The organism is Actinoplanes ianthinogenes, assembly GCF_018324205.1.
Taxonomy (GTDB): Bacteria; Actinomycetota; Actinomycetes; order Mycobacteriales; family Micromonosporaceae; genus Actinoplanes; species Actinoplanes ianthinogenes.
Genome location: NZ_AP023356.1, coordinates 2657212 through 2678848 on the forward strand (window position 1 = coordinate 2657212; position 21637 = coordinate 2678848).

Annotated in this window: 17 protein-coding genes; 11 read left to right on the forward strand and 6 right to left on the reverse strand. The window is 71.8% G+C overall.

All coding sequences use genetic code 11. The features are described 5' to 3' along the window. Position 1 precedes the first annotated feature (1 nt). The 4 genes from Aiant_RS46490 (at position 2) to Aiant_RS12300 (ending at position 7969) form a co-directional block, all read left to right on the forward strand. Positions 2-2824 (forward strand): SWIM zinc finger family protein, encoded by a 2823-nt coding sequence (locus Aiant_RS46490; RefSeq protein WP_268248852.1) that lies wholly within the window; start codon positions 2-4, stop codon positions 2822-2824. Between the two features lie 47 nt (positions 2825-2871). After that, positions 2872-3933 (forward strand): ATP-binding protein, encoded by a 1062-nt coding sequence (locus Aiant_RS12290; protein WP_189335302.1) that lies wholly within the window; start codon positions 2872-2874, stop codon positions 3931-3933. Further along, positions 3926-6175: a DUF5682 family protein gene (locus tag Aiant_RS12295; RefSeq protein ID WP_189335303.1), complete on the forward strand. Its 2250-nt coding sequence runs from the start codon at positions 3926-3928 to the stop codon at positions 6173-6175. The genes Aiant_RS12290 and Aiant_RS12295 overlap by 8 nt, the downstream gene beginning before the upstream one ends. A gap of 609 nt (positions 6176-6784) precedes the next feature. Further along, complete coding sequence (locus tag Aiant_RS12300; RefSeq protein WP_189335304.1) at positions 6785-7969, forward strand: VWA domain-containing protein; 1185 nt, start codon at positions 6785-6787, stop codon at positions 7967-7969. Between the two features lie 46 nt (positions 7970-8015). Here Aiant_RS12300 and Aiant_RS12305 read toward each other — a convergent pair whose 3' ends face one another. Further along, positions 8016-8588, reverse strand: a complete 573-nt coding sequence (locus Aiant_RS12305) for a kinase (protein WP_189335305.1) — start codon at positions 8586-8588, stop codon at positions 8016-8018. Between the two features lie 71 nt (positions 8589-8659). Here Aiant_RS12305 and Aiant_RS12310 point away from each other — a divergent pair, with 71 nt between their 5' ends. Continuing rightward, on the forward strand, positions 8660-9403 hold the full coding sequence (locus Aiant_RS12310) for a class I SAM-dependent methyltransferase (protein WP_189335306.1): 744 nt from the start codon (positions 8660-8662) through the stop codon (positions 9401-9403). Between the two features lie 59 nt (positions 9404-9462). On the opposite strand, the gene Aiant_RS12315 is transcribed toward Aiant_RS12310, so the two are convergent. Continuing rightward, positions 9463-10014: a DUF4142 domain-containing protein gene (locus Aiant_RS12315; protein ID WP_189335307.1), complete on the reverse strand. Its 552-nt coding sequence runs from the start codon at positions 10012-10014 to the stop codon at positions 9463-9465. 107 nt (positions 10015-10121) lie between these two features. Beyond that, positions 10122-10340: a hypothetical protein gene (locus Aiant_RS12320; protein WP_189335308.1), complete on the reverse strand. Its 219-nt coding sequence runs from the start codon at positions 10338-10340 to the stop codon at positions 10122-10124. Between the two features lie 270 nt (positions 10341-10610). Here Aiant_RS12320 and Aiant_RS12325 point away from each other — a divergent pair, with 270 nt between their 5' ends. Together Aiant_RS12325 and Aiant_RS12330 are read left to right on the forward strand one after the other, a co-directional pair. Then, positions 10611-11330, forward strand: coding sequence for a hypothetical protein (locus tag Aiant_RS12325; RefSeq protein WP_189335309.1), 720 nt, complete (start codon positions 10611-10613; stop codon positions 11328-11330). 104 nt (positions 11331-11434) lie between these two features. Beyond that, positions 11435-12157: a hypothetical protein gene (locus tag Aiant_RS12330; protein WP_189335310.1), complete on the forward strand. Its 723-nt coding sequence runs from the start codon at positions 11435-11437 to the stop codon at positions 12155-12157. Positions 12158-12224: 67 nt separating this feature from the next. Here the strand turns inward: Aiant_RS12330 and Aiant_RS12335 are convergent, their stop codons facing one another. Continuing rightward, positions 12225-14117, reverse strand: coding sequence for a S8 family serine peptidase (locus tag Aiant_RS12335; protein ID WP_189335311.1), 1893 nt, complete (start codon positions 14115-14117; stop codon positions 12225-12227). A 207-nt stretch (positions 14118-14324) separates the two neighbouring features. On the opposite strand from Aiant_RS12335, the gene Aiant_RS12340 reads away from it, so the two are divergent. Continuing rightward, positions 14325-14954 carry a hypothetical protein gene (locus tag Aiant_RS12340; protein WP_189335312.1) on the forward strand — a complete coding sequence of 210 codons (630 nt, stop codon included), beginning with the start codon at positions 14325-14327 and terminating at the stop codon, positions 14952-14954. Positions 14955-15055: 101 nt separating this feature from the next. Here the strand turns inward: Aiant_RS12340 and Aiant_RS12345 are convergent, their stop codons facing one another. Beyond that, a complete protein-coding gene (locus Aiant_RS12345; RefSeq protein ID WP_189335313.1) occupies positions 15056-16303 on the reverse strand; it encodes an IPT/TIG domain-containing protein in 1248 nt (415 codons plus the stop codon). Between the two features lie 241 nt (positions 16304-16544). After that, positions 16545-19001 carry an IPT/TIG domain-containing protein gene (locus tag Aiant_RS12350; RefSeq protein ID WP_189335314.1) on the reverse strand — a complete coding sequence of 819 codons (2457 nt, stop codon included), beginning with the start codon at positions 18999-19001 and terminating at the stop codon, positions 16545-16547. A gap of 457 nt (positions 19002-19458) precedes the next feature. Here Aiant_RS12350 and Aiant_RS12355 point away from each other — a divergent pair, with 457 nt between their 5' ends. The 3 genes from Aiant_RS12355 to Aiant_RS12365 all read left to right on the forward strand — a co-directional run bounded on the left by Aiant_RS12355 (position 19459) and on the right by Aiant_RS12365 (position 21636). Beyond that, positions 19459-19746, forward strand: coding sequence for a DUF1540 domain-containing protein (locus Aiant_RS12355; protein WP_189335315.1), 288 nt, complete (start codon positions 19459-19461; stop codon positions 19744-19746). A 130-nt stretch (positions 19747-19876) separates the two neighbouring features. Further along, positions 19877-20629 (forward strand): NUDIX hydrolase, encoded by a 753-nt coding sequence (locus Aiant_RS12360; RefSeq protein ID WP_189335316.1) that lies wholly within the window; start codon positions 19877-19879, stop codon positions 20627-20629. Then, entirely contained in the window at positions 20626-21636 is a 1011-nt protein-coding gene (locus Aiant_RS12365) for a protein kinase family protein (protein ID WP_189335317.1), read from the forward strand. The genes Aiant_RS12360 and Aiant_RS12365 overlap by 4 nt, the downstream gene beginning before the upstream one ends. The last annotated feature ends 1 nt before the right edge of the window (position 21637 follow it).

The window sequence follows — 21637 nt, forward strand, 5'->3', positions numbered from 1 at the left end:
CATGGAACGATGGTCCGTCGCCCAGGCCGAGTCGCTCGCCCCCGACCCCGCCGCGCTGAAACGTGCGCGCAGCGTGGCCGGGCAGTTCGGCGCCACCGGGACGCTCGACGACATCGTCTGGGGTCTGGTCCGGGGTTACCAGGTGGCCGCCGACCTGGCCGGGCCCGCGTTCAAGTGCTCCTGCCCGAGCTTCCGGGCGCCCTGCAAGCACGCGGTCGGCCTGGTGCTGCACTGGGCCGACGCGGGTGCCGGCGACGGTCCGGCGCCGGACTGGGTGACCACCTGGCAGACCGCGCGGGCCGCCCGGGCCAAGGCCAGGACGTCCCCGCCCGATCCGGTGGCCGCGGCGAAACGCGCCCGGGACCGCGCCGAGCGGGTCGCCGGCGGCCTGACCGAGCTGCGCCGCTGGCTCGACGACCAGGTCGAGCAGGGCCTGGCCGGGCTGGGCCGGCGCGGTCACCCGGCGTTCGAGCCGATGGCCGCGCGGCTGGTCGACGCGCAGGCGCCGGGGGCGGCGGGCGCGGTGCGCCGGCTCGGCGGGATCGCCGGCATCGGTCCGCACTGGGCCGACCGGCTGCTCGGCGAGCTGGCCATGCTGCACCTTCTGATCTCCGGGCACGATCGCCTCGACACGCTCGATCCGGCGCTGGCCGCCACCGTCCGTTCCCGGATCGGCTTCCCCACCTCGGCCGAGGACGTGCTGGCCGGGCCCCGGGTCACCGACCGCTGGCAGGTGCTGGGCCAGTTCGACACCGACGACGGCGCGCTGACCACCCGGCGCACCTGGCTGCACGGGTCGGCGACGTCGCGGTTCGCGCTGGTGCTGTCGTTCGCCGCGCCCGGCCAGTCGCTCGCCGCCGACCTGGTCCCGGGCACCGAGTTCCGCGGCGACCTCTGCTTCTATCCGGGTGCGGCGCCGCTGCGCGCGCTGGTCGCCGACCGCACGAGCGCGGCCGAGCCGTTCGGCTCGCCGGACGGCCGCGGGTCGGTGCGCGCCGCTCTCGCGCGCTGGTCCCGGCTCCTGGCCGACGACCCTTTTCGGTACGACGGGCCCGTGCTCCTCGACGACGTCGTCCCGACCGGGGACGGTTGGCTGGTGGATCCGGCCGGGGACGCGTTGCCGCTGGCGGCGGGTCATCGGGAGCCGTGGTGGCTGCTGGCCGCCGCCGGTGGCCGACCGTGCTCGGTGGCGGCGGAGTGGTCACCGGGCGGGCTGCGGCCGCTGGCGGCCTGGGTCGGTGGGGAGTTCGTGCCGGCCGGGCCGCCGGTGCCCGATCCGGGTGCGCCCCGGGATGCCGAGCTGCCGCCGGAGATGCTGGCGGCGGCGCTGGTCGGGACCGCGCGGCGGCCGTGGCAGGCCGATGCGGTGCGGGTCGGCGGGGTGACGGCCGGGCTCGATCCGGCGCCCGTTGCCGGTGCATCCGCCGCGTTGCTCGACGCTGCTGCCGTTGCTCTGACGACCCGGCGGGCGGGCGTTCAGCCCAGCGGTGCGAAAGCGCCGGTCGAGCCGGCACCGGAGGAGATCGACCCGCCGCTGCCGGTCGCGGCCGGGGCGCGGCTGGCCCGGATCCTGCGTGGTGGTGCGCCGGGTGGTGCCCATCTGGAGCAGGAGTTGCTGGCTCAGTGGCTGGCCACGGCGGCGGCGCGGGGCGGCGTGGTGCCGCCGGTGCTGCTCCCGGCGCTGCTGGACGCGGCGCGGCGGAACACCACGGTCCGCTCCGGCGTGGCCCGGGTCGCCGGGCGGCGCGGCGCCTGGCTGGCCTGGCAGCGGCCGGACTGGGGGTGGCTGCTCGACGAGGCGACCCCGGTCACCGTCACCGACTGGACCACCGCCACCGGCACCGAGCGCCTCGGTCACCTGCTCACCCTGCGGCGCACCGATCCGGCGCAGGCCCGCCGGCTGGTGGAGAGCACCTGGGGGGCCGACTCGTCGGAGAATCGCGCCCGGTTCCTCGGCACGTTCGCCGACGGCCTCTCCCCCGACGACGAGGACCTGTTGGAGCGCGCTCTGGACGACCGCCGCAAGGAGGTCCGGCAGACCGCCGTCGACCTGCTGCGCCGGCTGCCGGACACGGGGTTCGGCCGGCGGATGCGGAAGCGGGCGCACGCCGCGGTCCGCCTGGTGCCGGGCGACCCGGCCCGGCTCGCCGTCCGGCCGCCGGACAGGCTCGACGACGACCTGCGCCGCGACGGGGTCGGCGCCACCCCGGCGCACGGGGCCGGGGCCAGTGCCTGGTTGCTGGAGGAGGTGGTCGCCGGGGCGCCGCTGGCCTCCTGGGCCGACCTGGAGCCGGCCGGTTACCTGGCGCTGGCCAGGGGAAACGACTGGGCCACCCCGCTGCTGCACGGCTGGGCCAAAGCGGCCATCGCGCAGGGTGACACGCGCTGGGCGGCCGCGCTGCTGGCCACCGACGCGGGCGTGTTGCGCGAGGCGGTTCGCTGGGATCTGCACCTGGTGCTGCCACCGGACGCGCTGGCCCGGCTGGCCGCCGAGGCGCTGCGGACCGAGGACGGCTCGGCGCACCGGCTGCTCGCGCTGCACCCCGGTCCGTGGCCGGAGCGGCTGAGCGTGACGGTGCTGGAGACGATCGCCACCCGGGCGCGGACCGACCGGCACACCTGGCAGCTCGGCGAGCTGTGCCGGACCGCCGCCCTGGCGATGCCCCCGGAGTATGCCGATCTCACCGGCCGGCTCGCCGCCCAGCTGGAGCCGGAGGTCGACGCCGGCCGGGTCCGCCCGGTCGCCGACCTGGCCCGCACCCTGGCTTTTCGCGAGGAGATGCGCGCCGAGCTGGCGCCGGAAAGTGTCACACCCCGGCAGTAAGTTGCTGATCGAGCCACCAACCGGATCTGACTGCTCAGGAGTTTCGCGTGACTGTTCTGCGACCGCACGCCGAGGATCAGTATGCCGACGAGCTGGCTCAGCTGGCCGCCGCCGACGAGCGGCCCCGGCCGCCCGGCTGGCGCCTGTCGCCCCAGGCCGTGGTGACCTATCTGCTGGGTGACGGCGCCAAGATCACTCCGAAGTATGTGGGACCCCGCCGGCTGATCGAGGTGGCCGTCTCCACCCTGGCCACCGACCGGGCGCTGCTGCTGCTCGGCGTGCCCGGCACCGCCAAGACCTGGGTCTCCGAGCACCTGGCCGCGGCCATCTCCGGCGACTCCACGCTGCTGGTGCAGGGCACCGCCGGGACCGCCGAGGAGGCGATTCGGTATGGGTGGAATTACGCCCGCCTGCTCGCCGAGGGCCCGACCGAGGCCGCCCTGGTGCCCAGCCCGATCATGCGGGCCATGCAGACCGGGTCGATCGCCCGGCTGGAGGAGCTCACCCGGGTTCCGTCCGACGTGCAGGACGCGCTGATCACCATCCTGTCGGAGAAGACGCTGCCGATCCCGGAGCTGGGCACCGAGGCGCAGGCCCAGCGCGGCTTCAACCTGATCGCCACCGCGAACGACCGCGACCGCGGGGTGAACGAGCTGTCCAGCGCGCTGCGGCGGCGGTTCAACACGGTGGTGCTGCCGGTTCCGGCCAACGCCGACGACGAGGTGGAGATCGTCGCCCGCCGGGTGGCGCAGCTCGGCGCGTCGCTCGACCTGCCCGAGGTGCCGGCCGCGCTGGACGAGATCCGGCGGGTGGTCACCGTCTTCCGTGAGCTGCGCACCGGGCTGACCGAGGACGGGCGGACCAAGCTGAAATCGCCGACCGGCACGCTCTCCACCGCCGAGGCGATCTCGGTGATCACCAACGGGATGGCGCTGGCCGCGCACTTCGGCGACGGCACGCTGCACCCGGGCGACGTGGCGGCCGGCATCGTCGGCGCGGTGATCAAGGATCCGGTGTCCGACGCCGTCGTCTGGCGGGAGTATCTGGAGACCGTGGTCCGGGAGCGGCCCGACTGGCTCGACTTCTATCGGGCCGCCCGCGATGCCTGAGCGGTTCTACGGGGTCCGGCATCACGGGCCCGGGTCGGCCCGGGCGGTGGTGCGGGAGTTGGACGCGCAGCAGCCGGAGATCCTGCTGGTGGAGGGGCCGGCGGAGGCTGACGAGCTGGTGCGGTGGGTGGCTGACGAGGGGTTGGAGCCGCCGGTCGCGCTGCTGGGTTACGCGGTGGACGATCCGGGCCGGGCGGCGTTCTGGCCGTTCGCGGTGTTCTCGCCGGAGTGGCAGGCGATCCGGTGGGCGGTGGCACGCGGGGTGCCGGTCCGCTTCTTCGACCTGCCCTATGCGTTTCGGGTGGGCGGCACGGCTTCAGGGGGGCTCGACGGCGGGGACGGGGCTTCTGACGTACCGGAGGAAATGGGGGAAACGGCGACCGAGCAGCCTGCCGCGGCGCGGCCGGTGGATCCGATCGGGGAGCTGGCCGCGGCGGCCGGATATGACGATCCGGAGCGCTGGTGGGAGGACGTGGTCGAGCACCGTGGGGTGCCGGTGTTCGAGGCGATCGCGGAGGCGATGACGGCGATCCGCGAGGGCGCGCCGGAGGATCCGGACGACCTGCTGCGGGAGGCCTACATGCGGTCGGTGCTGCGGGAGGTCCGGCGCAAGCACGAGAACATCGCGGTGGTCTGCGGGGCCTGGCACGTGCCGGCGCTGACCCGGAAAGTCGCGGTCAAGGACGACACCGCGCTGCTCAAGGGGCGGCGTAAGGGGAAGGTCGCGTTCACCTGGGTGCCGTGGACCTATGGGCGGCTCGCCTCCTGGTCGGGTTACGGCGCGGGAGTGCGGTCGCCGGGGTGGTATCACCACCTGTTCAGCAGCGCGGATTCGGTGGTGCCGCGGTGGCTGGTGGACGCGGCCGGGGTGCTGCGCGCGGAGGGTGTGCCCACCTCGTCGGCACACGTGATCGAGGCGACCCGGCTGGCCGAGACGCTGGCGACGCTGCGCGGGCGGCCGCTCGCCGGGCTGGCCGAGGTGACCGAGGCCGCCGAGGCGGTGATGTGTGACGGGGAGCCGCTGCGCACCGAGCTGATCGCGCGCAAGCTGGTGGTCGGCGAGCGGCTGGGCGCGGTGCCGGCGGAGATGCCGGCCGTTCCGCTGGCCCGGGACCTGGCCGCCCAGCAGCGCACGCTGCGGCTCAAGCCGGAGGCCACCGAGCGCACCCTGGAGCTGGACCTGCGCAAGGACATCGACCTGCGACGCAGCCGGCTCCTGCACCGGCTGCGCACGCTGGACGTGCCGTGGGGGCAGCCGGCGGCCGGGAGGCGCGGGACCGGGACGTTCCGCGAGGAGTGGACGGTGCGGTGGCAGCCGGAGTTCGCGGTGCGGCTGGTCGAGGGCAGCATGTGGGGCACCACGGTGCTGGCCGCGGCGACCGCACGGGTGGTCCGGCGGGCCCGGGCGGCGCGGAGCCTCGCCGAGGTGACCGGGCTGCTGGAGACTTGTCTGCTGGCGGAACTCGGGGAGGCGTACCCTGAGGTGCTGGCCGCCCTGGACACCCGGGCCGCGCTGGACGCCGACGTGCACCACCTGATGGCGGCGTTGCCCGCGCTGGCGCGGACCATGCGGTACGGCGATGTGCGGCGCACCGACGTGGCCGGGCTGGCCACGGTGACCGCGAGTCTGCTGAAGCGGGTCTGCGCCGGGCTGCCGTCGGCGGCCGGGTCGCTCTCCGACGACGCGGCGAAGCAGTTGCGTGACGGCATCGACGGCGTGCACCAGGCGGTCAGTCTGCTCGCCGATCCCGATCTGCGAGAATTGTGGCTGGTCACCGTGGAGTCGCTGGCCCAGCGGCCGGATCTGCACGGGTTGCCGGCCGGGCGGCTGACCCGGCTGTTGCTGGACGCGGGGCGGCTCGACGCGGTCGAGGTGCGCCGCAGGTTGCGGTTGCCGCTGACCGTGGGGACGCCGCCGGCGCACGCGGCCGCCTGGGTGGAGGGGTTCCTCGCCGGGGGCGGGTTGCTGCTGGTGCACGACGACGCGCTGCTGGGGCTGGTCGACGACTGGCTGGCGGATGTGCCGGCGGAGGCGTTCGACGACGTGTTGCCGCTGCTGCGGAGGACGTTCGGGACCTTCGAGGCCGGCGAGCGGCGGGCCATCGGGGAGCGGGTGGCCGGTCCGCGGGCCGGTGCGGCCGCGGCGGGGGCCGTGGTGATCGACGAGGAACGGGCGCTGGCGGTTCTGCCGGCGCTTGAGGCCCTGCTGGGGCAGGCAATCCGGGTCCGGGAGGACGCATGAACGGGGATGTTTCGGGGCTCTTCTCGCACTCGGCCGAGGAGTCCTCGGCAGGGGCGGTGGAGGCGCAGCCCGCGGTGATGCAGTTTTCGCACCCGGCGCCGGAGACGGCGGGTGGTGTGGCCGCGCACTCGGTGGCGGCGGTGTTCTCGCATCCGCGCGCTGCGGGCTCGTCGCAGGCTGACGCCTCGGCGGGGGACGAGGTGGGCGGCGACGGCCGGGCTGCCGGGCGCGGGCGGGGCAGGCGAGCGGGAGGAGGCGGCGCCGGCTGGGCGGATGTCGATGCTCAGGGCGCGGCCGGCGGTGTCCGGCGCGGAGCGGGGCGGCGACGGGACACCGACGCGGCAGGGAGCAACGGCCGGGCGGGACGCGGACGGGACACTGACGCCGGCAGCAACAGGCAGGCGGGACGCGAGCGGGACACCGGCGCCGCCGGCAGCAACAGGCAGGCAGGACGTGGACGAGACACCGACGCCGCCGGCAGCAACAGGCAGGCAGCACGCGGACGGGACACCGACGTGGCAGGGAGCAACGGCCGGGCGGGACGGGCTGCCGGCGCGGCGGGGCGTGACGGCGGCGCGGGGCGGCGGGGCTCGGGTGCTCGGAGGGGCGATGGCTGAGCGGGACGAGGCTTCGCGGGAGCGGCTGCGGCGGTGGCGGCTGGTGCTGGGCGGGCCGGCTGAGGAGTCGCTGGGCAAGGCCGAGGGGCGGGACGGGCAGATGGACGCGGCGCTGGCCGCGCTCTACGACGCGGGTGGGGACGGGAGCGGGACGCCGGCCAAGCGGTCGGCCGGGCTCGGCGGGTCGGCGCCGAAGGTGGCGCGGTGGCTGGGCGACATCCGGGAGTACTTTCCGAGCACCGTCGTGCAGGTGATGCAGGCCGACGCGATCGAGCGGCTCGACCTGACCCGGCTGCTGCTGGAGCCCGAGATGCTGGCCGCGGTCGAGCCGGACGTGCACCTGGTCGGCACGCTGCTCTCGCTGAACCGGGTGATGCCCGACGCCACCAAGGACGCGGCACGGCAGGTGATCCGCACGGTGGTCGAGCAGTTGGAGCGCCGGATCGCGCAGCAGACCCGGGCCGCGGTCTCCGGGGCGCTGAACCGGGCCGCCCGGATCAACCGGCCGCGGCACGGTGACATCGACTGGGACAAGACGATCAGGGCCAACCTCAAGCACTACCAGGCCGAGCACCGGACGGTGATCCCGGAGCGGCTGGTCGGATACGGGCGGCGGACCACCGCGGTGCAGCGGGACGTGATCCTCTGCGTGGACCAGTCCGGCTCGATGGCCGCGTCGGTGGTGTTCTCCGGGGTGTTCGCGGCGGTGCTGGCGTCGATGCGGTCGCTGCGGACGTCGCTGGTCGTCTTCGACACCGCGGTGGTGGACCTGACCGAGCAGCTCAGCGATCCGGTCGAGGTGCTGTTCGGGACGCAGCTCGGTGGCGGGACGGACATCAACCGGGCGATCGGGTACAGCCAGCAGTTGATCACCCGGCCGCGGGACAGCATCTTCGTGCTGATCAGCGACCTGTACGAGGGTGGCGTGCGGGCGGAGATGCTGCGGCGGGTCGCCGAGATGACGGCGGCCGGGGTGCAGGTGGTGGTGCTGCTGGCGCTCTCCGACGAGGGGGCTCCGGCTTATGACCACGAGAACGCGGCGGCGCTGGCGGCGCTGGGGGTGCCGGCTTTCGCGTGCACGCCGGATGCGTTTCCGGAGCTGATGGCGGCGGCGATCGAGCGGAGGGATCTGAAGGCGTTCGCCGAGCGCTTCACGGACCAGAAAGCGGCGGGCTGAGACGAGCCGGGCTGGCGGTTGCCGGCGGCGCAGCGGGCGGCGACGGTTATCGGTTGCCGGCGGCGCAGCGGGGGCAGCGGTCCGGGCAGGTGGCCAAGGGGCCGGCTGCGGACAGGCCACTGTCGTGGAGGATCAGGTCCACGGTGGCATCGAGCGTCGACTCCTCCGGGACGACCCGCTCCCCGGGGACGCCCAGCAGGTCGAGCGGGTGGTACCACTCGCGCATCTGGTCGGCGGTGACCGGGATCGGCTCGGGGCGGCTCAGGTGCCGGCGGACCGTCTCGTCGAAAGAGACGTCGAGGAAGTAAGCGGCGGCCGGCCCCGGATGGGCGGCGATCAGCTCACGGACGGCGGGACCGTATCGGCCGGTCCAGAGGATGCCTTCGAGGACGACGTGATAGCCGCCGTCCAGCGCGGCGCGCGCCATCGTGGCGATGAAGGCCGGCGCCACCGGATCCGGGCCGCTGTCGTGTTCGCGCAGGATGATCCGGCGCAGGTGGTCCTGCTCGATCAGGGCGCACCCGCGGCCGTAGCGGCGGCGGACCTCGCGGGCGGCCGTGGTCTTGCCGCTGCCCGAGTTGCCGCGGATGACGACCAGGGTCGGGTAAGGCCTCACCATGACCGCAGACATTACCGAAAACTTCGGGCCAGGGCGTGACAGCCGCGCTCGATGTAACTAGCGTGAGCCTCATGAATCCTTACATCTGGCAGGAGTCGTGGGATCGTCAGCAGTCCGCTTTCATGCCGGACCGGGAGCATCGGTTCGACGCGATGCTGACCGCGGTCGGCGCGGTCACCGGTGGCGCGCCGCCGCGGCTGCTCGACTTGGCCGGTGGCACCGGGTCGATCGGCCTGCGGACGCTCGCCCGCTTCCCGGGCGCGCGGGTGACCGTGCTCGATCAGGATCCGGTGCTGCTGGCCATCGCCGAGGCCTCGCTGGCCGGCCGGGCGACCGTCGTCGACGCCGACCTGAGCGATCCGGGCTGGCGGGCCAAGCTGCCGCACGACGGTTTCGACGCGGTGCTCACCGCGACCGCGCTGCACTGGCTGCCCGCCGAGCGGACGAGTGCGCTCTACGCGGAGATCCGGGAGCTGCTGCGGCCGGACGGGATCTTCGTGAATGCCGACCACATGCCGGACGAGAACCTGCCGGACTTCTCCCGGCGCTTGCGCGACCAGGCCCGCTCGGAGCGGAATGCGCGTTACGCGTCCGGCGCCGCGACGTCGTGGGAGGACTGGTGGGCGCGGGTGGCCGCGGACGAGTGGCTGGCGGTCAAGGCGGTGGAGCGGCAGCGGATCTATCCGACCGGGCACGCCGCGGAGTGGAACCCGCCGGCGAGCTGGCATCTCGACGCGCTCCGGGCGGGCGGTTATCGGGAGGTCGGCGTGATCTGGCGCGGCGGGACCGACGCGGCGGTCCTCGGCGTCCGCTGAGCGCACCACAGAACGGATCAAGCCCGGCCCGGTGAACCCGGGCCGGTCCCGATCCATCGTCAGCCCGCGCGGCCCCCCGCTCCGGCGTACCCGGCGATTCCCTTCGCCTCCGCGGCCTGTCGCAGCTCTTGCTGGTGACGCGAAATGATCGGCACCGCCTTCTCGGCCAGATCCGTCACCGCCTCCTGGTCACCCTGTTCCGCCTGCGCCGCGGCCATCTCGTGCGCCTCGCGGTGAGCGGCCAGCTGGGTCGAGATGTAGTACTCGTCGAAGGTGTCCGTCCCGGCCGCCTCATACCTCCTGGCCAGCGCCTGCTGCTCGGCGGTCGGCGTCATCGGCAGCGAGATCCGCAGCTTGCGCGCGGTGGCCGAGAGATCGGCGTCCATGAAGATGTGATCGCGCATGAGGTCCGCAGCAATCTTCTTGACCGCCGGGTCGGCGGTCTTCTGGAAGGCGATCCGCCCGCCGGCGATCTCGGCGAGGTTCGCCTGGTGCGCCGCGCGCAGGAAGTCGATGTCCCGATCGGACGATCCCGCGGCCTGGGCAGCCACGGCCGGAAGGAGCAGGAGACCGGCCGCACCGAGCGCCACGGTCATACGACGAAAAATCATACTCATCTCCTCGAAAAGGTAGTTTTCACCCTAACGAGGACATGCGGCCGGCATCACCGTTTCGCCGCAAGTCGGGATCCCCGGCTCCGAGCAGTCCAAACCCGCGGTCACTGGGTCCAGCGCAGGAAACGATCAAAGAGGTCGGACGCCGGGGTGTGCGGCATGTCGCGGGCCGCCTCCTCGAGGAAATCCCACATCAGTACGGCCAGCTTCACCTGCCCGTGCTCCCCGACGAGACGAGCTCGCGCCGGTTCACAGGGCCACGGGTCGCCGCAGACACGACAGTCCCAGGACGGCCGGGCCGGCAGGTGCTCTTCCTCGGTCATAGCCGCACCACGCTGTGCCACCGATGGCCTCCCTCCGGGCCCCGGGCACGCGGGACGGCCCCCGGATCCGCCCGCCAACGCACCCGTGCACCACACGATGCGCGTACCGAAATCCCGGGGTCAACCGGAAGCGGCCGGACCTCCCTCTCCGGGTGACGCGAGCGACCGGAACCCGACAGATCATGGCCTCTGCGGATTAGCCCATTTCCGCCGCTGATGTCCTGATATTTGGGAGCATGGAGGTTCATACCTACGGTGGAGGACGGTGACATGGCCGATGACGAGTACGACCCCCAGCCTCAGGGCAGCCTCTACGCCTCCGCGGCAGCCGTCGCACCCTCCCGCCGCTCGCTGCGCCGCCGCCAGGCCGTCGTCGCGGTCGCCGGCGCGGCCGCCCTCCTGGCCGGCGGCGCCTTCCTCGGCACCCAGCTGATCGAGGTCCAGCAGCCCACGCTCCCCGAGCCGGCCGCCCTCGCCCCACAGACCCCGCCGTCGCCGTCCGCGCCGCCCACCGAGGAACCGCCACCGCAGCTCGGCGCCAAACCGACCCTGTCCGCGGCCCGCGCCAAGCTGAGTCCGATGCCCAGCCCGTCCCTCGACGCGGACGAGCTCGCGGCGTCCGAGGCCGCGGACGGCTTCCTGCAGCACCTCGCGCCGGCCAGTCCGGGCACGGCGGATCAGCAGGTCACCGAGCGGATCGAGGCCACCCGGGACGGCAGCATCCGGGTGACGACGGCCCGGTACGACCTGTCCGGCCGAGGACAGCTGAGCCTGCTCGCCGACCAGGGCACGATGGTCGGCTCGGCGCACTGCACCAACCGTGTCCGGTTCAGCGCCGGCGCGGCCGCCGCCGAACGCCCGCACCTGATGCTCTGCTGGCGCACCTCGCCCACCCGCAGCGTGGTGACGATGGCCGTGAACCGGGACAGCCGCCCGGCGGCGACCGCGAGTGTCGCGGTGCTGGAACGGGAATGGGCCGCGCTCGACTGACAATCGGCTGAAAATTGCCCGATCTTGCCCCGATATGAACCTTTCTTCGAAACCATGGGACCTCGTACCCGCGAAGGATCAGTCAACCCCGCGAAGGACATGACATGGCGAACGATGACGAGAACCTGCCGGCCTCGGAAGGTCCCCAGCAGCCCCGGCGCCGGCGCGGTCTGATCATCGCCACCGGCGCCGCGGCACTCGCGGTCGCCGGACTGGTGGCCCTGCAACTCGCTCCCGACCGGCAGTCGGACCTGGCCGAGCCGCAGACCCTCAACGGCCTGCTGCCCGATCAGTCCAGCTCGGCGCCCATCTCGGTGGCGCCGTCGACGGCGACCACCGACGACAAGCGAGGGGGCGCCCAGGGCGTGGAGACCGGGACGCCCACGCCGAAGCCCTCGAAGAGCATGAGCGTCAAAGAGGAGATCAAGGAGGCGCGCGAGGCCGCGGCGAAGGCGGGATACCCCCTCAGGCGGCCGCTCGTATCGAGGCCGAAAGCCCAGGCGAACGGTCCGGTCGAGGTGACCAACAAGGGCTCGCTCAAGGATGACGGCGCCACGCTGCGGACAGTCTCCGCCGAGTACGACCTGACCGGTCAGCGCGAGCTGCTCTGGGCTGCGGGCGAGCCGAAGAAGGTCGGGCCGGCGGAGTGCACTCAGAAGTTCCGGTTCGACAACGACAGCAAGCCGAAGGAGCGCCCGACCATGCTGCTCTGCTGGCGCACCTCGGACGCCAAGAGTGTGCTGACCGTGGCGGTCTCCCTCAAGGGCCGGCCGTCGGCCGAGAAGACCGTCGCCGCCCTCCAGCGCAAGTGGAAGCAGATGGGCTGACGGAGAAGACGAAGAGGTCCGAGGTGGCGGGTGCCACCTCGGACCTCTGTCGTGCGGGGAGAAACGGTCAGGCGGCGACGGCCGCGCTGGTCACCCCGAGCAGACCGGCGCTCTCCGGCACCACGACCCGGTACTTGCGACCGGCGACCGCCCCGCTCAGCGTGACCTTGGCCGCGGCCTGGTACGTGATCGCCTGCGCCCACTCGCCGTTCAGGTACTGCTCGACCACCACGGTCTGCCCGTTCACCCCGCCGAGCTGGATGCCGAGCGTGCCCTTGGCGGTACGCGTGACGGTCGCCGTGGCCCGCACGGTGTAGGTCGCCACCGGCGACTCCGCGGCCAGGTTCGCGGCGCCGGCGGCCACCCTGACCTGCACCTGGAAGCCCTTCGTGGCGACCCGGCTGACCGGCACCGTGCCGCTGGCCGTGGTGACCGCGTCGGTGCAGTTCTCGGCGCCGCCGGTCTCGGTCACGCAGACCGACACCGACTTGCGCGCCCACGCCTTGCCCTGCGCCGTCACGGTGAACGTGGTGGCGGCCGAGGCGCCGTACTTGACCTCACGCGACGTCACGTTCGACTTGATTACCGGCGTGGCCGGCGGCGCGGTGGTGGTGCTGACGCTCGGCGCCGGCGTCGGCGAGGTGATGGCGCTCTTCGAGGGCGTGACCGACGGGGACGACGACGCGGGAGTGGACGGAGCCACCGAGACCGACGGCGACGGGGCCGGCGAGGAGGTGGTCGGCGCGGTGGCCGGGGTGGCCACAGCCGCGAGGGCCGCCACGGCGTCCACCCGGCCGTACCCGAAATCGTTGTCCTTGCCCGCGGACCCGAGGTCGACAGCGGACGTCTCGATCGCCTTCTCGATCTGATCCGGGGTCAGGCTCGGCTTGGCCGCCTTGAGCAGCGCCGCCAGGCCCGCGACGTGCGGCGACGCCATCGACGTGCCGCTCATCGTGCCGTAGCTGTTGCCCAGCGCCGCCGGGTACGTGCTCAGGATCGCGCTGCCGGGCGCCGCGACGTCCACATAGCTGCCCGCGTTCGAGTAGGGCGCCACACCGTCCGACGAGTCCGTCGCCGCGACCGCGATCACCCCGGTGTCCGCGGCCGGATAGCTGATCGGGCTGCCCTGCGCCCGCTCGTTGCCGGCGGCCGCGATCACGGTGACGCCCTTGCCGCGGGCGTACGCGATCGCGTTGCTGACCGCGGTGACCTTGGTGCCCGCGCCCAGCGACATGTTGATCACCTGGGCGCCGTTGTCGGCGGCCCAGACGATGCCCTCGGCCGCGTCCGACATGTAGCCGCTGCCGTTCGCGCCGAGCACCCGCACCGGCAGGATCTTCACGTCCGGCGCCACCGACGAGACGCCGATGGTGTTGCCGGTGACCGCGCCGATGGTGCCGGCCACGTGGGTGCCGTGCCCGTTCGGGTCGATGTTGCCGCCGGCTTTGTCGGTGGTGGCGTCCCAGCCGGTCAGCACCTTGCCGCTGAGGTCGACGTTGGTCGCGTCCACGCCGGTGTCGACCACCGCGACGGTCACCCCGGCGCCGGTCGAGGTCTGCCACGCGTCGACCGCGCGCATCGTGCCGAGGTCCCACTGCCGGCTGCGGTAGAGGTCGCTGCCGGTCGGCGCGCCCAGCGCGACGGCCTTGACGTCGATCTCCACGCCGACCGCGTTCTCCGCCTGCTGCGCCTGCTCGACCAGCTTGGCGGCACCGGCCCGGTCGGTCGCCTGCTTGACCGTGACGACCGGGCGGCCGGACTTGTCGAGGGTGGTGCTGACCACCCGGGCCGGCTCGGCCTCGGACACGGTCGCCGGCACCAGCTGCTCCGGGTTCGCGGTGAGGCCGTAGGTGACCGGCTTCCACTCCGTGGTGCCGGTCGGCAGCGCGTACACACCGACGGCCGCCAGGGCACCCACGGCGACGGCTCCGGCGGCGTACCGGCGCAGCTGAACCTTCATTGACTAACCTCCCGATCGCTGGCGAAGACCACCTTCGACCGGGTGGGTTGCCGGCCCGGCGGCACGCCGGTAGCGAACGGGTTGCCGCTTCGCAGAGGTTCCGGCGAATTGCCCGAACCCCCAGGTCGACCGGGAGACGATGGGGAATTCGCCGGGCGCGCCCGAGCAGGGCGAGGCGTCCGAACAGACCCGTGAAAGGTCGAGGACATGCGCAGCAAGCACGTGATCATCGGCGCCGGTGCACTGGCCGCGGTGGCGGCCGGCGCGACACTTGCCACCACGCGGCTCACCGGCAGCGAGCACCCCACGGCGGCCGAGTCTCAGGAGGTCACGGCCGATCAGCCCGGCCGGCCCGGTCAGCACGACAAGGCCGACAAGTCCGACGAGCCGGAGAAGGCCGCGAAGAAGCCGCAGACCGCGGACAAGAGGACCAGGGAGGAACGAATCAAGGCGGTCCGCGAGGCCGCCGCGAAGCAGACCACGAAGATCAACTACCCGCTGCCCCCGCCGCCGAGCGGCCGGCAGATCGACCTCCACCCCAAGGTCACCAAGACTGGCGGCGAGGTCCGCCGGCTCTACTCGGCCCGGACGGACCTGACCGGCCAGAAGGAGCTGGCCTGGGTCACCGACGACCATCAGACCATCGGCGCGGTCAGCTGCACGGACAAGGTCCGCTTCAGCGCCACCACCCCGGCGAAGGCCCGGCCGACCCTGCTGATCTGCTGGCGGATCAGCGACGCCAGGAGCGTCTACACGGTCGCGGTCGACCCGGACGGCAAGCCGTCAGCGCAGCGCAGCGTCGCCGCCGTCAACGCGGAATGGTCACGGCTGGCCTGACGGACACCATGCAGAAAGCGGCCCGGAGCCTTTTCGCTCCGGGCCGCTTCGCCTTGCGGTCATGTCAGCTTCGGTACGGCGGGAGCACCGCCGTGGGTCGATCAGTACGGGGCGACGGTGAACGTCGAGCCGCTGCTGATGATCGACGGGTTGGCAACCGCCATGTCGGCTTCCTGGTCGGAGGCGTTCTCCACCACGGTCAGGGTGTAGGTGCCCTCGTCGATGTTGTCCGCCGGGTCCGCATCCGTGGCCCCGTCGGCGCCGTTGAGGTCGAGGGTGCAGATGAGTTCGGTGTCGTCGATGATCAGGACACCGGTGCACTCGGCCGTCGCCGTGCTCGTCGAACCCTGCGCGTAGGGCGCGTCGAGGAGCAGCACGCGCGCGACCTCGGAGTCGTTGTCGTCCAAGGCGCCCGGCAGGATGAAGTCCTGGAAGCCGACGCCGCGAACGTCGACGTCCACCTGCGCCGTGTTGGGCGAGGTGTTCGGCGTGACGCTGATGCCATTGCTGTAGCTGAACGGGATCGGCGCGTCGTTAGTCGCGTTGTCAGCGTCCTGCGGCAGGTTGTTGTTGTCCGGGTCCAGACTGGTCACCGTGCCACCGGTGGTGCTGACCACCACGGCAAGTCCGGTGTCCGCGGCATGCTGCGGGGTGACGGCCGTGAAGCTGGTGCCGGAGCTGTTCATCTTGATGTTGGTCAGGGCCGCTCCGCCGATGGTCGCCGTCGTGGCGCCGGCCGCCGTCGCGAACCCCTCGCCGTTGACCGTGATGGTCTGGCCGCCGAGCGACGGGCTGCTGGTCGGCGTGATGCTGGTGATCTTCGGCCGGGCGTTGATGGTGTAGGTCGTGGTCGCCAGAAGCGAGTTGGTGCCGGTGTCGTAGACGCAGACGTTCCATTTCGAGGTGGCCTGGCTGCCCACGAGCGCGAGCCCGGTCGGCACGGTGAACGCGATCTTCGTGGTGGACACCCGCTTCACGCCGGTCGCGTTCTGGACGCCGGCCGTGGTGACCGCGCCGGACGCCGTCACCGCCGCGGTCGCCCGCGGGACGGCCGACTGGCTGGCGGCAGCGCCGTAGCAGGACGTGTTGCTGGTCCCGTAGAACTGGAACTGGACCGCGAGAGTGGACCCGTCCGGGAACGGCGACGGGTTGGCCGTCGTCGGGGTCGCGGTGCCGGTCAGCGCGTTACCGCCGGCGCTCGGACCGTTGGTCGAGCTCAGGACGAGCGCGACCGGTGCGGCGTACGCCGGAAGGTCAGCGGTCGCGACGGCGACGCCGGCAGCTGCCGTTCCCAGAGCGACGGCACCGTAGAGCCACTTCTGCCGGGCGGCCTTCTTGGACTTGTTCATGCAGATCCTCCTACGGCCTTCGGAGACCGCGTCGGTCGGATTGGGGGGCCCGGAGAGTCGTCGACGGGCCATCTCGCCTCGGAGCGTATCGCCGCAAATACGTTTAATTCCGGACAGTGACGAAATTGGTGAGATTTGCTCTTGTGTGCTTCTGAGGTCCGGTCAGGTGCTAGCCCGGACGCCAAACGGCCCGGAGTCCTAGGACTCCGGGCCGCCGACTAACGCAGGAGAACTACGTCGATCAGGAGTTGGTCACCGTGAAGGTGGAACCCGGCGTGACGACGCTCTGGCTGTAGTTCACGTCGCCGGTGTTCGCCGCGGGCGAACCGTTGGACACGAAGGTCAGCGTGTACGCACCAGCCGGAACCGGAACGTTGGCGAGCACCGACACGTCGGTGGGCGACGCGTTGGGCGCGTTGCCCGACAGCGCCGCGGTGTGACCCGCCGGGTCGACACTCAAGATCTGCCGCGGCGCCCCGAAACCGGTGCCGGTAAGCCAGCGACCGACATCGGCCACGGTGAGATCGGTGCCGCTGAAGGTGATGCTGGGAGTGCCGGTACCGGTCATCGTGAGCGAGCTCCGCAGAGCAGCGGAACCGATGGTCGCCTGGATGTCACTGGAACCCGAGGTGGCCGTGGCCGCCTTGGAGAGAATCGCCTGGGTGGTACCCACGATGTCGCGCACGATCGTGCCCGCCGGGATACCGGTGCCGGTGATCGGCTTACCGATGTCGCTCGGCAGGAAGCCGGTCACCGCCGAAGTGATTACCTTACTGCCGGTCACGGTGTCCACATCGGTCGCTGCCGTCTGCCGTGAGGCCACATTGGCGGCCGGAATGTTGAGCCGCTGCGCCAGGTTGAGGACACAAGCCGCTTCATTGTCGCTGATGACCAGCACGTCGCCGCATTCCGCGATGGCCGGGTTGACCATCGTGCCGCTCGACCCGACCACCTCGGTCGGATCGTATTCGCCCCTGGCCAGGTAGATGTGCGAGTTGGCCACCCCAGGGGTGAAGTTCGCGGAGGCCAGACCAACCCCACGGATCGCCAGGTTCACCGCGACAGCCGTGTTCGGCGCAGTGTTCGGCGTCGCCTCGATCGCCGGGACGAAGCTGTACGCGGCCGGCAGGCTGACGCTGCCGTTCGGGGTATTGACCGTCAGGATGACGTTGGACTCCTTGGCGTGCATCGGAGTCCTGGCGGTGAACGACGTGGCGTTGATCGGCGTGATGTCGGTCAGCGGCAGCCCACCCAGCGTGGCCGTGATCGAGCCGGGCGCGGTCGTCAGGTAGTTACCCGAGACGGTGATTTCGGTACCACCAAGCACCGTGCCGGCCGCCGGCGTGACGGCGGACAGCGTGGGCGCGGTCGCCGAGGTGTAGGTCGCCGCGCTGAGCAGCGTGCTCGTCCCGCTCGTACCGCCGTAGATGCACGCCTGGTAGTCAGTCGCCGCGGCGTTCGTCAGCGGCAGCGCGGGCACCGTGATTGCGGCCCGGTTGTTCGACAACTTACGCGAGGCCACCGTGGTCGCGACGGTCCCGGTCGTCGAGTAGAAGATCGGGCACCGCTCCTCCTTCGTGAAGACCACGTAGGGAGTGGTGACGCCACTCAGGTAGGCCGCGGTCGACGTCGCGGTAATGCCGTTGCCACCCGCGGCCGTGCCCACCGTGCTGCTGAGCTGGACCGATGGGATGTTGATGGTGTACAGGCTCGTGCCGATCAGCGTGTCACCGCTGCTCGATCCGGCGTAGAAGCAGACGTTGTACGGTGTCGCAACGTTGGTCGGGTTCGCGCCGGCCGGCAGCACGCCGGTCACGGTCGTGGTCCCCGTCTTGGTCACGTTGGTGACCGCCAGCGTCCCCGGGGTGCCGTAGGTCGCCGGGCAGCCCGTCGCCGAGAACCTGATACCGGGCGCGGTCGCGAACGACGTGGTGCCCGAGGGCGCGGTGAACGTGATCGTGTTGGCCGCGCCGGGCGCCCCGCTGGTCGGGTTCGACGTGACACCGGGCGTCTGGGTGAACGCCAGCGGGCCCGCCACCGCCGCGCCGCTGCTGCCGGTGTTGTTCTTGTAGACGCACAGGTTCATCGCCTGGGGTGTGCCGCTGGTCAGCGTCACACCACTGGGGATGTTGAAGGTCGCCGTGGTGTTGTCGACCTTGGTGGCGCCGGTCGCGGCATAGGCCACCTTGTCGGTGATGGTGGTGGTGTAGTTGACCGGGCACGTCGTCGCGTTCGTGTAGATCGCCGCCGGGGTTCCGGTGGAGAACGCGTCGGCCGCCGGTGCCTTCACCGTCACCGTGGTCCCGGTCGGACCACCCGAGGTCGAAAGCGACGGCAGCACCGTGAAGAGGTTCGCCGGATCGTCGTTGACCTTGGCGGGAGTACCGGCGACGTCGCTGTAGGCGCAGATCTTGTACGTCACCGGGGCATTGCCCGCGCCCGGGTTCAGGCCCGCGGGCACAGTGAACGACACGGTGTCCGCGGCGGATTTCGTCACGTTGGTAGCCGCCGTGTAGGTGGCGCCCGGGTTCCCCGAGTAGGTGGGGCACGCCGTCGACGGGTTGGTCGTGGTCAGGAACACGGCCGCGGTGCCGGTCGCCCAGGACGTGGTGGTCCCCGTCGTGGACGACGACGTGATCGTGACAGTTGTCGTCGCCGGACCGCTGGTCGGCGTGATCGTGGCAAGTGCGGCCGCCAAAGCCGGGGTCGGTGCCACTAGTAGGGCGGCCCCCACCACCCCTGTGGATAGCCCGGCGGCATATGCCAGCCGGGTTTTGTTGCGGGACTTACGCATGCGAGGTCCTCCTACGGGTCCTGCGGACCGCGTCGCTGGATTTGTTGGGCCCGGGCAAGCGGTGAACCGTCGCGGGCCATCTCGCGGGAAGCGTAACTATTGGTGCCGGTTCGTCTGGGTAGAGTCGCAAACATCCTCATATGTCAGACATTCGCCTGGTAGAGTCGTTGATCTCCTCGCCACCTCGAAATATGCCTATGCGGCGATCACCCGCCCGGTAAAAACTAAGGTTCGCCTCGCCTAAATGGCCTGCGAAATGACTATTCAGCGCCAGGAACGTCATCCGGGGAAACGGTTTCGGCGGTGGCGCGAGGGTTACATTCAGGGCACAGAAAACCGGGGACCAGAGGGAGGACGCGCGATGACTCAGATGATGAACATGCCTCGGGTTCAGACCTGCACGGTCACGGACTGTGGCTACAACCACGACGGATGCACCGCTTTCGCGATCACCATCGGGGACATGAACGCGGAGTGTGACACGTTCATCGGGGCCGGCCTCAGTGGCGGGATGGGTGTGGCCACCGCTCAGGTGGGCGCGTGCAAGCGCGCCGACTGCAAGTACAACAACAATCTCGAATGTCAGGCCCCGGCCATTACCGTCGGCGCTTCGGCCGACCGGGCCGACTGTCTGACATACGAGAAGTAGGAGCCCGGGAACCCGCCGCCTCACCGCGAGGCGGCGGGTTCCGCGTTGACAGGGGTCGCAGGCCGCGCTAGGTTCATCTCACATCGAGTAAGACTCAGAGTGAGTAATACTCCGAGTGAGAGGACGGGCGATGACGGACGAGGCGAGCTTCCTGGCCGAGTACGACCCGCGGGACTACCCCGCCGTCGCCGTGACCGTCGACGTCGTCGCCCTCACCATCCGGGACGGCAAGCTCTGCGTCCTGCTCGTCGAGCGCGGCGAGCAGCCGTTCGCCGGCCGCCGCGCCCTCCCCGGCGGCTTCGTCCGCGAGGAGACCCTCGACGACGCCGCGCTGCGCGAGCTGGCCGAGGAGACCGGGCTGCACCCGGGCGAGGGTCCGCTGCAACGGGTCCACCTGGAGCAGCTCCGGACGTACGGAAATCCTGGCCGCGACCCCCGGATGCGCGTCGTCTCGGTCGCCTACCTGGCCTTCGCCCCGCACCTGCCCGAGCCGACCGCCGGCAGCGACGCCGCCGGCGCCTTCTGGGTCCCGGTCGACAAGGTCGAGGATCTCGCCTTCGACCACGACCAGATCCTGGCCGAGGGCCTCGACCGGGCCCGCGACAAGCTCGAGTACACGCCACTCGCGACCGCCTTCGTCGACAGCGAGTTCACCATCTCCGAGCTGCGCGCCGTCTACACCGCGGTCTGGGGCGAGGAGCTGCACGCCGGCAACTTCCACCGCAAGGTGCTGTCGGTGCCGGGCTTCGTGGAGAGCACCGGCGCGACCGCCACCCGGGGCGGCGAGCGCGGCGGCCCCAAGGCCAAGCTCTACCGGGCCGGCGACGCGACGCTGCTGCACCCCGCGCTGTTGCGGCCCACCAGAGAGGACCGGATCCGATGAGGTCGTCCTTCGAGGAGGTGGCCGCCGCGATCCGGGCGGCCGGCACGTTCGCCGAGCTGGTCGACACGACCGGGGTGGACAGCCGGCGGCAGTCGGCCTACCGGATCCTGGCCAAGATCGTGCACCCGGACGCGGCCGGCCCGGCCCTGCGCGGGCCCGCGACGGCGGCCTTCGCCAAGCTGACCGACCTCTACCAAGGCCCCGACGAGCCGGGGCCGGGCGAAAGAGGACCCGGCGAGCACAGGTTCGGCGAACGAAGGCCGGGCGAAAGAGCACCCGGCGAAAGAGGACCGGTCAGAGAAGGACCGGGCAGAAGAGGGCCGGACGAGAACGCTTGGCGCTCCGGCGACATCGCCGACCTGTACGAGGACGGCGACCTGCTGATCAAGGTCCCCCGGGACCCCGGCGACAACGACCTGATGGAGGCCGAGGCCGGCGCCCTGCGCCGACTCCGCCGCCACGGGCACCCGGACTTCCAGGCCTACGCGCCGCGGCTGCGGGACACGGGACGACGCGATGGCCGTACCGTCAATGTCCTGACCCGGAGACGGGACTTCCGCGACCTGACCGACAGCGGTGACCTGTCGCCCGTCGATCTGGTCTGGATCTGGCGGCGGCTGCTGGCCGGCCTGGGCTGGGCGCATCGCGCCGGCCTGGTGCACGGCGCGGTCTTCGAGGAGCACGTGCTGATCGAGCCGCACCGGCGCGGCCTGGTCCTGATCGACTGGTGCTACGCCACCGCGGTCGGCGCCCGGCCGAAAGCGATCATCGCGAAGCGGGAGCGGGACTACCCGCCCGAGGTGCTCCTGACCCGGCCGGTCACCGCCGCCACCGACATCCACCTGGCAAGCCAGCTGATGATCCGGCTGTTCGGCAGTGCCATGCCGGATCCGCTGCGACGTTTCGCCGACGGCTGCCGCTACGACCGCCCGCAGATGCGCCCGCAGAACGCGTGGCACCTCCTCACCGAATTCGATCAGATCATCCCCCCGCGTTACCGGATCTAGG